Origin of the sequence: Paenibacillus sp. FSL R10-2736 (assembly GCF_038000245.1) — a bacterium.
In the GTDB taxonomy this organism is placed as follows: domain Bacteria; phylum Bacillota; class Bacilli; order Paenibacillales; family Paenibacillaceae; genus Paenibacillus_AQ; species Paenibacillus_AQ phytohabitans.
The window spans coordinates 2,662,477-2,675,434 of sequence record NZ_JBBOBN010000001.1 but is presented as its reverse complement, the minus strand read 5'-3'; the positions used below and the strand labels follow the sequence as shown (position 1 = coordinate 2,675,434).

Sequence of the window (12,958 nt, the reverse complement as noted above, 5' to 3'; positions counted from 1 at the left end):
TATGATCACACCCCCGCTTGATCTTCAATGGGGCTGATTTCTTTCAGCTGCATCGTTATGACGGCCGCAATAACCGCTTTGATCATGTCTCCGGGAAGAAAGGCTAAAGCCCCAATCAGTCCGGTCCAGACCGGTGTATCTGTAATTAAGGCCATGACAGGTGCGCCAATCAGATTCACCAGCAATACGCCAAAGATCAGGTTGACGGCTATCAGTTTCCAGATGCTGACCCTGCGCCAGATTTTCTCGGAACACCAGCCGATGAAGCCTGCCGCAACCAGCCAGCTGAATATGTATCCGGCAGACGGTCCAACGAGCAACGCCAGTCCGCCGCGCCCGCCGGTCAGTACCGGCAATCCGAGGGCTATGAGAATGATAAAAACAACCAGACTGAGGATCCCCATCCGTCTGCCCAGAAAACAGCCGGCCAGCATGACTCCAAGCGTCTGGGCAGTGACCGGAACAGGAATGAAGCCAAGGGGCAGGGGCGGAATCATGCCGAGCACCGCGATGAGTGCAGCGAATAATGCGGCATATACAAGTTCTTTTGTCTTCAAGATATTGACCTCCATTGGATAAAATAAAGGTTGTGCTCTGGTTAAAGAATACAGCCAGTACGCTGAATTATAATGGAGACCCTCTCTATTGTAAACCAATTAATTTAATATGGTTCACAATACAGCGAAAATAACACCTTCATTTTCCTATTGTTATCTAAGCATGTTAATATAATCGGAGAGGATTGATCGGAACGCAATATTTCTGGAGGGTTATTTTCATGACAGTTAAAGAACAAATTCTATCCTTGCTGGGCAGCAACAAAGGCGGTTATATATCCGGCGAGGAGATCGCAGGGCAGTTATCCGTAACACGCAGCGCAGTCTGGAAAGCCATCAAGTCGCTGCAGACAGACGGTTACTCCATACAGGCTGTAACCAATAAAGGGTATTCCTTATCCCCACTAACGGATATTTTATCTGCCGGTGCCATTTCGAAACACCTGAAACCACAGGGTCAACAGCTGCGCCTTGAGGTTTACAAGACTATACCTTCAACGAACGAAGCAGTAAAAATCCTGGCCGCAAATGGAGAGGCTGAAGGGAAAGTGATCCTCTCGGAAGAGCAGACTGCCGGCCGCGGAAGAAATGGCCGGCCCTTCTTTTCCCCGCGGGGAACGGGCATCTACATGAGCATCCTGCTGCGCCCCAAGCTATCTGCGGCAGAATCCATTCTTCTGACGACCTCCGCAGCCGCCGCCGTTGCCCTGGCCATCGAGAGCGTATCCGGTAAAGACACACAGATTAAGTGGGTCAATGACGTATTCATGGATGGCAAAAAGGTGTGCGGAATTCTCACCGAGGCTTCCTTATCATTGGAGAATGGCTTGCTGGATTATGCCGTTCTCGGCATTGGCATCAATGTAACCCTACCGGCGGCCGGCTTTCCTGACGGGCTTGGCGGGATTGCAACGTCTGTATTTTCCGAAAGCAATCATTATGATGATCTCCGCTGCCGGCTCGCGGCAGAAGTGCTGAATCATTTCATGGAATACTATGCGCATTTAACGGACAGACCGTTTCTATCCGAATATAGACAACGAATCCTTTCCCTTGGCAAACCTGTAACGGTGATGAAGGATAACAAACAACGCGAGGCGACAGCTATTGACATTGATAACGACTGCCGTCTGAAGGTCAGATATGCGAATGGTGACGAGGAGTATCTTTCAAGCGGAGAAGTCAGCATTACCATCTAGCCGCTGGCTGTATCAAATCCATACCGCAAAAGCGTAAAAGTGTAGATAGAACAAAGACAGATTCAGCAGCAGTCCAAGTATAGACAATTTGTTTCTAGAGAAAATCCCCAGCACACTGATGCAAATGGCGAACAGCAGGAAGAAGTATACCAGATAGATTAGAAAGTCTGCGTTAAGCGCCAAGACTTCCGAACCTGAATTATTTAGCCAGATTTCGTCGTACAGGCTCTTGTTCTTGCTGATTGTATATATCAAGAGACCACTGATACAAACCGAAGACAACAACACAGGGATAGCAGTTAAGCCTCTGATGCTCTTCTTGTGTCTTCCCGAAGTCACTGACCATACACCATATACAACGAACACTACGGCAAGACAGACCAAGTACAGCTGATAGAAATATAACCCTTCTTCCCGGTCCCCGGTTCCGCCGCCATCCGGACCTGAAGCGTATAAGAGCAGATTAGTAATGACCAGAATGAAGTTCAGGATTGCATATTTGATTGTGCTGCTTCCTATTCCCGCAAATTTGTTCATGATTACGCCCTTTCTTGCGATCGTAACTTTTACTGCATACCTACAATTCTCGGATTCCCTAAAATAAACCAATAATTCACTTCGTCGTACCCTATAATATTAGCTGTTACATTTAGACCTTTATGTATGTTCCGGTTCTTATAGTTTGCAGCACATTCTTCATAATCAGCCATAGCCAAAGCATCATATACAGCAATACTGACAATTACTCCTTGAGGGTAGAGGACCTCTATAGGGCCAGTAATTTTGGTACCCAATGGAAGTTTGCTTTTCAATTCAACCCAACGCTCCGTTTGATCTCTATTTATCCTACTCCATACTTCTTCAAATTCTTCTTGAGTAATTCTTAATAATGTCCCGTCATCTAATGGTAATTCTGTCTCAGATAAGAAAAAATCATATTTCTTTTGATTAGATATCTTACTCTCTTTACCTTCATCCAACAAAATCTGTCTGAACGCCCAGCCTTCCTCATCCACTTCAAAATACCATCTTTCCTTACCGCTATGATCAAGCAGATATATCATTTGAGTTCTTTCCCCTTAAATAGTATTTGTATTAAAAATGTACGTGCCCTGTGCAGCAGACCAGATGCTTGCGCAGATTAATCTTTAGGAGCAGCGTGGAGTGAATAGCGGAAATAGTTGTATTTAGTGCAATTAAAAGGCGGCGAAAAACCGCATGTCTAGGAATAACTGTATTCTGTACAATTAAAAATAGGGAAATTGTTCTTTTACAGCAAAGAAGCCATTTATAAGTGTACAAAGTGCAATTAAAACTGTTCCTGCGCTGAAATGTAGCATTATAGTTGTACAAATTACAGTTATAATATGAGCGGTAGTCTCATAGCAGACCACCCGTAACTTGCAATTCGGGCAAGACGTGCTGCGAATCCGGAAGTTCTCCAGTTCAAGCTAAATAGCTAAATATAGAATAAACTTCAACATTTGATCCATCATTTCCTGCCAAAAGAAAAAAAGACGCCAACCCGATGTATCTCTACATCCGTTAACGTCTTTAAGTAAAGCGGATTACGTACGGCGCATATACGCACGCACCGTGATTGGAGCGAAGATGGCGACAATGACTGCCGCTCCGACGAGGGAGTAGACCAGATCGCTGCCTACCGTTCCGTTGTTGACCAGATTGCGGACGGCGGTGACCAGATGTGAGATCGGATTGATATTTACAAACCACTGCAGCCATTTCGGCATTGTATCAACCGGCACGAACGCATTCGAGAGGAAGGTTAGCGGGAACAGCACGATCATGGAAATCCCCTGTACACTGGAAGCCGTCCGGGCGATAACCCCGAAGAAGGCGAAGATCCAGCTGATTGCCCATGAGCATCCGATAACAAGGAGCGCTGCGAGCGCAACATTCCCGATGCCGCCTTCAGGCCGCAAGCCCATGATGTAACCCATAACGAAGGTGAGTACAGTAGCAATGGTATACCGGATGGTATCTGCGAGCAGTGCTCCCGCCAGGGGAGCAATCCGCGCAATCGGCAGGGACTTGAAGCGGTCAAACACGCCCTTCTCCATATCCTCCCGCAGCTGGACTCCCGTGACGACAGACGTCGTAATTACGGTCTGCACTAAGATACCGGGGATAATCACCGGCAAATAGCTTGCTACATCACCGGCAATTGCCCCGCCAAAGATATAGGTGAACATCAGCGTGAAAATGATCGGCTGGAACGTGACGTCAAACAATTGCTCCGGTGTCCGCCGGATCTTGAGCAGCCCTCTATAGGCCATCGTTAATGAATTGCGCACCGCCTGGCCGAAGCTGGTATGATTCTTCAGACGGCGTTCTGTACCCGGCTTGATTACAGTACTCATGCCAATACCCCCTCTTTATTCTTGGCTGATCCGGATGCATATCCGGCCTCTTCCTTCACGCCATCACCGGTTAAGGTCAGGAACACTTCATCCAGTGTCGGTTTCTGTACGCTCATCTCAAGCAGCGAAATCCCCGCCTCCCGCAGTGCGACCAGCAGGTCGGTCACCCGGTCAACATCACCCATCGGTGCCATGATCTTTGCGGATTCTGCCGATACATTGGACCGCACCTGAAGCACCCGCTCGACGATCAGACGGGCATTCCCCATATCCTGCGGGTTCAAGACCTTCAGATGCAGCGAGGAGTTGCCGACGGAAGCCTTCAATTCATCTACGGTGCCCTCTGCAACCACCTTTCCGGTGTCGATCACGGCAATCCGGTCAGCCAGCTGATCCGCCTCTTCCAGATACTGCGTGGTTAACAATACGGTTGACCCGGTCGATACAAGCCGCCGGATGGTGTCCCACATTTGATTGCGCGTCCGCGGATCAAGTCCAGTTGTTGGTTCATCCAGGAAAATGAGCGGCGGCTGCGCAATCAGACTGGCAGCCAGATCCAGCCGCCGGCGCATCCCGCCGGAGAAATTCTTCAGCGGACGCTTGGCCGCTTCCGTCAGGCCGAACTCTTCCAGCAGCTCTTCAGCCTTATTTCTCGATTCGGCGCGTCCCAGTCCGAGCAGTCTGGAGAAGATAATCAGATTCTCTGTTGCACTGAGTGACTCATCCACTGATGCATATTGACCCGTTACTCCGATTAACTGACGCACGATCTGCGGTTCTTTAACCACATCATGTCCGAAGATACGCGCCGAACCTGCGTCAGGCCGCAGTAAGGTGGCCAGCATGCGGATTACCGTCGTTTTCCCTGCCCCGTTCGGACCCAGCACCCCATAGATCATGCCCGTGCCCACTTTGAGGTCCACACCATCGACCGCGCGGTTGCTGCCGTACGTTTTGACAAGCCCCTGCGCTTCGATGGCATAGCTGCCAGTCTCCTGCGCTCTTCCTGATTGTTGTACTTGTTTCATCCCTTATTCCTCCTAGACAACTGAATGTATTAGGATGGTACCCGACTTTTTTAAACTGAATATAAACTTGCCTCTCATCCGCCAGGTTGCTTTTCCCACGTCTTATTAAAACAAAAATCCGATCCCTTGGGATCGGACTGAAGAAGTACGCTTGCAGACGTACACCTTAAATACAATATCATTAATCATAACCGCCCTCGGCTTCCGGCAATTCTTTGTACTCATCCTTACCGGCTACGATGTCCGCGATGAAGGTCCGCAGCTCCAGCAGCTGCCCGGCATCTTCTGTAAGCTCACAAGTCTCACCGGACCAGCTCAAATCACGGGTAACTCCGTCTACAGTAATCTGCCAGCTGTCTTCCTGGTAAGGGGTGACGGCACAACTCTGCCTGGCGGGCACAAGCTCCATCGTCCCCATAATGTTGATTTCCTTCATCTGGTCATAGATGCTGCGCATCTCATCCCCGGTCAGAGTAACATTCGCCGTCGCTGTCCCATTCATGATCAGATCCTTTACCACTGTATCCTGATACGTATTGATCTCATTCTTGGTGGCTTCTCCATAGCCGTACCGGACCAGAAAGTCGAAATCTCCGGGCATTTCTTGCGGCATAACGTTCTGCCCAGCAGCGTGCTCTGCCTCCTTATCCGTACTACAGCCATTTAGGAGCAGTACTGCGAGCAGCAATAAGCATAATTTATTCACTGTATCCGCCTCCAGCATGTTCTTAGGTATTATTACACAATATACAGCCGTGGCAAGACAAGTAAATATCATGAATACCGCATTTCGGGTACCCGATAGGGATCGTAGGATTATTATCATCTTCTTCAATTTTTGACCATTCTAAATAACTTTCCATCTTAATGCTGTCTTTATCAAAAGCAAAAATCATCCGCTGAAACTTTAATAAGCATTCTATGATCCAATCTTCCCGGGGTTCATACTTCAGCCGCTCCCAACCATGACGTTCCATTGCTCCTGAAATCGTGTGTAAGATAAAATTCCTTTCCCGTTCAAACGATTCTATAGTCCACGGCATATCATCGATATCAAAACCGACAGTTCCTATGCCTACCACTGACTGGTCCTGCTGAGCTAACCAGATCACCATTTCTTTCTCGCGGTTGTTTTCTGCAAACATAGACCCGCTGAGCGCCAGCACCTCAATAAAAAAGGAGGTCAAACTATTCGACATTTTTAACGACTCAATGCTTTCGCCAAAGTGCTCTGGCATAGATATCCGGTTGCCCATATGTATGTCCCCTTTCCGCTTCCGTAAACTTCCGGTACAGAATTATATCGGACTCAAAGCATCCCAGAGCTGCGTAGCGAATTCGTTATCGATTTGGAAATACATTCTGGCAAATCCGTAATCAATGTAGCCGCCTTTGATCATTATCAAAGTAACCTCAGTGCCATCTTTTAAATGAATTGTAATTCGTCTGTACCGTTCATCATTGTCATAGTCGCCCAATTGTCCATCCATGCCCTCATGTACAGATAATCTGGCATCATACAGCTGATCAACCAGGGTGTTGATCAATTCCAAATCAGGAACCGGGTGTAACTGATCTATACCTGTTCTCCATTCTGAGTAGCTTTGATATTGGGCACTAACCACATTTCCGGCCATTTTAAAGGGTTTGAAAAAATCTCTGCCCTCACTTAACGGCAACCCGCCCGTACACTCATAAAATGCAGTTTGAACATATGAATGCTCTTCAGAATATGTCATTATTCGGAAATTCTTATTATAGCCTTTCACAGCATAGACATCTGCCTTGTCAACTGTTGAAGCTAGATTGGTGTCCTTCTTCCCCTGCTGCTTCCAACCGTTAAGATTGCCTTTAGCCGTTCCGAGCTTCTTCCCTCTCAAATTTATTGCTTGTTCGGGCGGGATTTCCGTATACGTTTGAGTGTACACTTTGCCGTTATAATATATCATTCCTAACATCGTTGCATTGAGAATCCCCTCCGTCTGTGACGGCAAGTTAAAGACTGGCGATATTATTCCTCCCTTTGGGGCTACGGGTTCCTCATCTTTAACAAGGCGCAGAAAGAGTGCACCGCCAATTAGGATCACCAGCACTGCTGCTGCGATCCCGGCTTTTAACCAGCCGTGTCTGGAGCGGAAAAAGGATACTATCATGGTTTGGAATCTCAACAAAATATTGCACTCCCTCAATTTACATTATTTTACTTTACATATAATACTAATATTTATAATAATGTTACAATTAATAATTATCAATAAGATTCAACACACCAGCTCATCTAAACAGCAACAAAGGCGCGGTAGAGAACTGTTGTCCCCTCCGCGCCTTTGCCCATGCTTATGCACTGCCTATACCTGATTCCAGCATCTGCCGGCCACAGATTTCTATGAACCGCCAGCCCCGCATATTATGCTTACCGCCAATTCTTCACTTCTACCCATGCTGCATCCGGGCCGCTCCGTTCAAATGCCGTACCTACAGCTCCTCTAAAAGGCTCCAGTAAGCCCGGGTCGCGGTCAATCAGATCGTACACATTCATGATCGCGGTATTCTTGGGATCACTCAGGTATGCTCCATCCTCATCCCCGGTGAATAGCCTCCATCCGCTGTCCTGCTCCCGTGTGGCTGCTTCACGGTACATCCAGCGAACCCCGCTGCCGGGCAGCATGCATTTCTTGGTCACCAGCGCCGCCTTCTCGCCTACCTCGACCCACGCCGGGTCTCCTTCTCGCAGAATTGTCCGGGCAATATGTCTGGGCTCGAATTCCACGGTAGCTCCAGGTTGCAGCGTCTGTATCACTCCGGGCACATTCGTCAGCAGCCCCGTATAACGTCCGGTAACCGGATCTTGCCCGGTAATCTCCACCCACATCCGTTCAGCGCGGGGTTCTCCTTCTTTCGGGTTCGTCAGGATGAAATGCAGCCTAACCATTCTTCCTGGGTTCTGGGTCATCCGTTCTTGCCGGGAGGGAATAAAGAAAGAATTAGGATGCTGCCGGTTCACTTCTTCCACATCTTCCAAAGTCCATTCCATAACGTGTGCCTCCTAGTCTGTAGTGCTAGACTACCATTACCCCATTGCGGGAGACACGATTCATTTGGTCAGGAAAATCCACCCATCTTAAGCTCAGGCACAGGTACAATTAAAGGAGTTTCGATTCCTGTACAGGTATCCATATTTCACTTCTGTACGCTGGCGAAGTTGTATCCTTGCTCTCATTCCAGAGGATCTCCGGCCCTTCGACCTGCTCGTAATTGGAAGAGGGGAACCATTCGGAATAAATCCGTCCCCAGATATTCTGGAGTGTATCCGGAAACGGCCCCACCGCTTCAAATACAGCCCATGTAGACGCAGGGACTTCAAGCTTGGCATAGGAGGGAGGACAGTCCAGTGTGGTAGCTACACCAATATAATGATCGAGCTCCCCCCGTTCCTCCATCCTCCCTTCGGAGAAATTCACCGATGCGCTGATCATCCCGGCAGGAACGATGTTGGACAGCTGCTTCAGTTCAGTAATGATCTCCATATTGAGACTCTGCCACATCGCTGCGATTTCCGGATTCACTCCGTTGAACTGGATAGGCACCCTTTTATTCAGTCCGACGATGCTAAAAGCCGCTTTCTCTTCCATACGGTAATTCATTTCACTGCCTCCTCTGATCGTTAATTGAAAAGTCATCCGGGGAAAGGCCTTCAGCGGTGTCCCTGCACTTCTTGCTTCCGACGGCGTCACGCCGTGAACCAGCTGGAAGGCCTTGGTGAAGGCATCCGGTGAACTATAACCAAATTCCAGGGCAAGATCAATAATCCGCTGCTGGCTGCCCTGCAGCTTGAATGCGGCCAATGTGAGACGTCTGCGGCGGATATATTCCGACAGCGGAATACCTGCCAGAAAGGAGAACATCCGCGTGAAATGATACTCCGAGCATAACGCCCGCCTCGCTGCCTCCTTGACATCCACCTCACCCTCCAGCTGCTCTTCAATATAGGAGAGGGCCGCGTTCATATTTTCGAGCAGGTTCATCGTTTATCACCCTTTCCTCACCATCAGATTAACAGCTATCCCAAGACCGGGTCCGTCAGTTCCTGCACCAGATTGACGGGTACTGCCCCTGGCACAGCAATAATTCTGCCATAATATAGTTGATATATATGAAGACAATCCGCTCTATTTTAATGATAATGAAGCATAGATACTATATAAAAAGCAATTTCCCCCGGCGGGAAGACGGAGGCTTGAAATGAAGCTTATACCCAACTGCATAACGCTCAGCCGGACCTTGCTGGCACTCCTGCTGTTATGGCTTGAGCCGCTGGGCGCGGGCTTCACCGCTGTCTATATCCTGTGCGGAATCACAGATATGCTGGACGGGCCGATTGCCAGAAAAACCGGAACAATCAGCAGTCTCGGCGCCAAGCTCGATTCCATAGCCGACATGACGCTGGTAGGCGCTGCATTATATACATTGTATCCGTTCCTTGGACTTACACCCGGGGTTCTCCTCTGGATCATGCTGATCGCCTTAATCCGGGGTGCCTCCATGCTGACCGCACTGCGCAGATTCCGGACCTACGGCAGCATTCATACCTATGGCAACAAGCTCGCCGGACTCCTGTTATTTATCACACCTCTGCTGCTTCCGTATATTCATCAAGGTGTCTGGACTGCTGTTGTATGCACCGTAGCTACTATATCCGCTGTGGAGGAATTCATCATCCTTCTGAGCTCAAGCCAGCTGCAGCTGGACCGGAAGGGGCTGTATCGGCGGCGCTAATCTTCTGTTCATACACCCCAAAGAACCCATAACACACACAACGGGTTCTCCGGTAACACTGCCTATTCTTCTATAGTCCCGCACACCACGAATACTTAGCCAAAAGGTCCGGCATCCGCAAAGCTCCTGATTAACGCCTTGACCTGTCGTCTGGAGGTAACGGTGATGACTTGCTGATGAGCGCCGGCCTGCCGGAGTCTTGCAATGGTGTTGTCGCGGCTCCGTGTCTTGTAGCTCCAGACCCAATTCACGAACGCCCAGTCGAGCTTCTCCGGACAGCCTTCGTTCATATCGGGTCTGGTTTGGTTATGGTACATTAGACGCCGCTTCACAATCCGGTACATACATAAGAGCCTCGGCAGATCCAGAAAAATGATGACATCCGCCCGCTTGATCCTGATATCCATCGTCCTTGAGTAGTTGCCATCCATAATCCACTGCTCTTGATCCGTATATTGCCGGACCAGCCCGTCCCATTCCTCATCCGGCTTGGGAATCCAGCCCGGGCTCCAGAAATGGGAATCCAGATGCACAACCGGAAGATGGAGCAGACCGCCGAGCTGCCGTGCCAAGGTGGATTTGCCCGAGCCTCCCGATCCGAGAATTAGAATCCGGTTCATAAGTTCTCCCTGTCCAATATGACGTAACTACTTTCCCTTCAATCCAGCTGCAAGTATTCCTTGATTCCATCCGCTATGGATGAGGCAACTGCTTCCTGAAACTCATTGGTCCACATCTTCGCCTCATCGCCCGGGTTGGTCAAATACCCCAGTTCCAGCAGCACGGACGGCATCTCCGTCTCCCGCAGCACAAAGAAGTTCGCAACCTTAACTCCGCGGTCTTTAAGCCCGGTAGCTTGAATGACATGCTTATGTATAGTCTCGGCAAAAGCCAGTGATTCGTCATGATAATAAAAGGACTGCGTGCCCGATGCCGACGAATCCTCATAGGTATTACCATGGATGGAGATAAATAAATCTGCGAGGAGGTTATTCGCGAACTCCGGCCGGTACAGCTCATGCGTGGAAATGAAAGCATCCCCGGTCCGAGTAAGCTCAATCTGAAGCTGCGGATCATCCGCCAGCTTCTGTGCTATTGCCTGTGATACGCTGAGGTTGAACTCCTTCTCAAACCGTCCGCTCACAGAAGTCGCACCCGGGTCTTCACCGCCGTGCCCCGGATCGATTACGACCTTGTACACAGGTCCGGAATACACCGGATCACTGCTTTCAGGCCCGCTTGTACGATCTGATTCATGAATTGCCCGATTACCCGCCGCCGGAGCTGCAGCCAGACTTGAATCTGCGCTATTTCCGCCTGAACCGTTACTGACGCCATCACTGCATGCCGCAAGCAGTAGCAGACTGAGCCATGCGGCAGCTATAATGTACATCTTCTTCATTCCGGTCTCTCCTTATCGCTACTTCATTTCGTATCCCCTTACATTTCAGCATACTGGAGGCTGGATAGGCAAGACCTAATTCTGTAACGATACACGGACGCCTATAGATTCTTATCTTTGCAAAAAAGACTGATTGAGGCATTTGTCATGGCTCCAATCAGTCTTTTGTTATTTCTATGCTATTTGGCGGGTGTATGCTCCGCTGCCTGCCCGGCATGACTAGAGGAATTCAGCAAGACAAGCCCCCCGATAATGATAAGCAGACTAATACCGGTAAGCAGGTTGAAGGGATCATTCCAGATCAGGATGCCGATGAGTGCAGTCAGCGCCGTCCCTGCCCCGGACCAGATGGCATAAGCCAGGCTTAACGGTATGGTTCTGAGACTAATGGACAAGCTGTAAAAAGCCACACCCATTCCAATCACTACCCCGATAGACGGCAGCACACTGCTGAATCCGTCGGAGAGCTTGAGCATCGTCGTGCCAAAAATTTCCGAGATGATGGCAATACTTAGTGCAAGATAACTTTTCACAGTTCAACCCTCCGTTGAAAGCTTCAGGAGCACCACACCGCCAATGATGAGGAGCAGTCCTGCTACTTTTTTGACATTCAGACTTTCTTTATAGACCAGTACGCCAACCAATGCGGTTAACGCCGTTCCCACACCTGACCAGATGGCATAAGCCGTCCCGAGGGGGATCTCTTTCAGCGCGAGTGACAGATTGAAGAATGCCAGTCCCATGCCGGCGACCACCGCAATGGATGGAAGCAGTCTTTTGAAACCGTTCGATGCCTTAAGCATGGAGCTGCCGAAGACCTCACTCACAATAGCTAACGACAATAATACATAAGAATTCACTTGGGTTGCCTCCTAATTAATCATCTCCAGCAATTTGCGGACGACCTTGTCCCGCATTTCACTGCTGAGATCGCCGATTCCAAATACCTCCGATAACCACAGGCCGTCTACAGCCAGCCGGACCATCGAGGAGATCACCGGATCAAGTCCATCGTGCTCAATGTTCTGCTGCCAGACAGAGTACTGTTTCCGAAGGTCCTCCAGCAGATCCCCGTTGGTAAAAAGCGCTGCGTTAAGCGCTACGTTCATGCCCTGCGCTTCCTTATCTGCTTCGACGGTGGACTGCAAATAGGCCCGGCTCCATTTCCCTTGATCCCGTGTATCCCGGGCCGCCCTATTCTGAACATCGGTTATGAATTCATTCGTTATCCCTGACACCATGCTATGAATTAAGGCGTCCTTATTCGGAAAATGATGCAGCAGACCGCCTTTGCTCACCCCTGCTTCGGCGGCCACCGCCTCAAGTGTCAGCTTCTCAATTCCTTGATGCTTCACGACGTTTGAAGCGGCTGCCAGAATCAAATTGCGTTTGGAATTGCTGTTCATGTGAATCACCTCTGTATTTACTATACCGTCTGGACGGTTTGTTTGTCAAATGAAGGACAGGAACAAAGTCGCCCGGCAGAAGAATCAAACTGGAGTTTATGCATTATGCAGCTTATCCGGCATTTAGCAACTTTGGAGATTGTAGGCCACAACATTATTCCCCTCAGACTTATTCTGGGGCAGCTCCCTCTGTACAGTTCCCCGGGGAA

17 protein-coding genes are annotated in these 12,958 nt (G+C 49.3%); 2 read left to right on the top strand and 15 right to left on the bottom strand.

Annotated features, from left to right (window positions below):
* Nucleotides 1-5: 5 nt before the first annotated feature.
* Complete coding sequence (locus NSQ73_RS11370) at nt 6-557, bottom strand: biotin transporter BioY (protein WP_340986493.1); 552 nt, start codon at nt 555-557, stop codon at nt 6-8.
* 221 nt (nt 558-778) lie between these two features.
* Between NSQ73_RS11370 and NSQ73_RS11365 the strand changes: the two genes are divergently transcribed.
* The gene (locus tag NSQ73_RS11365) at nt 779-1,756 is read left to right on the top strand and encodes a biotin--[acetyl-CoA-carboxylase] ligase (RefSeq protein WP_340986492.1); all 978 of its coding nucleotides are present in this window, start codon (nt 779-781) and stop codon (nt 1,754-1,756) included.
* A gap of 12 nt (nt 1,757-1,768) precedes the next feature.
* On the opposite strand, the gene NSQ73_RS11360 is transcribed toward NSQ73_RS11365, so the two are convergent.
* The 9 genes from NSQ73_RS11360 to NSQ73_RS11320 form a co-directional block, all read right to left on the bottom strand.
* A complete protein-coding gene (locus tag NSQ73_RS11360; RefSeq protein WP_340986491.1) occupies nt 1,769-2,293 on the bottom strand; it encodes a hypothetical protein in 525 nt (174 codons plus the stop codon).
* Between the two features lie 29 nt (nt 2,294-2,322).
* On the bottom strand, nt 2,323-2,820 hold the full coding sequence (locus NSQ73_RS11355; protein ID WP_340986490.1) for a hypothetical protein: 498 nt from the start codon (nt 2,818-2,820) through the stop codon (nt 2,323-2,325).
* A gap of 504 nt (nt 2,821-3,324) precedes the next feature.
* Entirely contained in the window at nt 3,325-4,137 is an 813-nt protein-coding gene (locus NSQ73_RS11350; RefSeq protein ID WP_340986488.1) for an ABC transporter permease, read from the bottom strand.
* Nucleotides 4,134-5,165 carry an ATP-binding cassette domain-containing protein gene (locus NSQ73_RS11345; RefSeq protein WP_340986487.1) on the bottom strand — a complete coding sequence of 344 codons (1,032 nt, stop codon included), beginning with the start codon at nt 5,163-5,165 and terminating at the stop codon, nt 4,134-4,136. The genes NSQ73_RS11350 and NSQ73_RS11345 overlap by 4 nt, the downstream gene beginning before the upstream one ends.
* A 181-nt stretch (nt 5,166-5,346) precedes the next feature.
* Nucleotides 5,347-5,871 (bottom strand): hypothetical protein, encoded by a 525-nt coding sequence (locus tag NSQ73_RS11340; protein ID WP_340986486.1) that lies wholly within the window; start codon nt 5,869-5,871, stop codon nt 5,347-5,349.
* Nucleotides 5,872-5,893: 22 nt separating this feature from the next.
* Nucleotides 5,894-6,421, bottom strand: coding sequence for a hypothetical protein (locus NSQ73_RS11335; protein WP_076243240.1), 528 nt, complete (start codon nt 6,419-6,421; stop codon nt 5,894-5,896).
* A gap of 42 nt (nt 6,422-6,463) precedes the next feature.
* Complete coding sequence (locus NSQ73_RS11330; protein ID WP_340986485.1) at nt 6,464-7,336, bottom strand: hypothetical protein; 873 nt, start codon at nt 7,334-7,336, stop codon at nt 6,464-6,466.
* A gap of 242 nt (nt 7,337-7,578) precedes the next feature.
* Complete coding sequence (locus NSQ73_RS11325) at nt 7,579-8,199, bottom strand: DUF2185 domain-containing protein (RefSeq protein WP_340986484.1); 621 nt, start codon at nt 8,197-8,199, stop codon at nt 7,579-7,581.
* Between the two features lie 109 nt (nt 8,200-8,308).
* Nucleotides 8,309-9,190: an AraC family transcriptional regulator gene (locus NSQ73_RS11320; RefSeq protein ID WP_340986483.1), complete on the bottom strand. Its 882-nt coding sequence runs from the start codon at nt 9,188-9,190 to the stop codon at nt 8,309-8,311.
* Between the two features lie 217 nt (nt 9,191-9,407).
* Between NSQ73_RS11320 and NSQ73_RS11315 the strand changes: the two genes are divergently transcribed.
* Nucleotides 9,408-9,941 carry a CDP-alcohol phosphatidyltransferase family protein gene (locus tag NSQ73_RS11315; RefSeq protein ID WP_340986482.1) on the top strand — a complete coding sequence of 178 codons (534 nt, stop codon included), beginning with the start codon at nt 9,408-9,410 and terminating at the stop codon, nt 9,939-9,941.
* 95 nt (nt 9,942-10,036) lie between these two features.
* On the opposite strand, the gene NSQ73_RS11310 is transcribed toward NSQ73_RS11315, so the two are convergent.
* From NSQ73_RS11310 to NSQ73_RS11290, 5 genes are all read right to left on the bottom strand, one after another.
* Nucleotides 10,037-10,561, bottom strand: coding sequence for a DNA topology modulation protein (locus tag NSQ73_RS11310; RefSeq protein ID WP_340986481.1), 525 nt, complete (start codon nt 10,559-10,561; stop codon nt 10,037-10,039).
* 38 nt (nt 10,562-10,599) lie between these two features.
* Nucleotides 10,600-11,343 carry an N-acetylmuramoyl-L-alanine amidase family protein gene (locus NSQ73_RS11305; protein ID WP_340986480.1) on the bottom strand — a complete coding sequence of 248 codons (744 nt, stop codon included), beginning with the start codon at nt 11,341-11,343 and terminating at the stop codon, nt 10,600-10,602.
* A 179-nt stretch (nt 11,344-11,522) separates the two neighbouring features.
* The gene (locus tag NSQ73_RS11300; protein ID WP_042138345.1) at nt 11,523-11,876 is read right to left on the bottom strand and encodes a DMT family transporter; all 354 of its coding nucleotides are present in this window, start codon (nt 11,874-11,876) and stop codon (nt 11,523-11,525) included.
* A 3-nt stretch (nt 11,877-11,879) separates the two neighbouring features.
* Complete coding sequence (locus tag NSQ73_RS11295; protein WP_042138348.1) at nt 11,880-12,203, bottom strand: DMT family transporter; 324 nt, start codon at nt 12,201-12,203, stop codon at nt 11,880-11,882.
* 12 nt (nt 12,204-12,215) lie between these two features.
* Nucleotides 12,216-12,749, bottom strand: a complete 534-nt coding sequence (locus NSQ73_RS11290; RefSeq protein ID WP_340986479.1) for a TetR/AcrR family transcriptional regulator — start codon at nt 12,747-12,749, stop codon at nt 12,216-12,218.
* Nucleotides 12,750-12,958 lie beyond the last annotated feature (209 nt).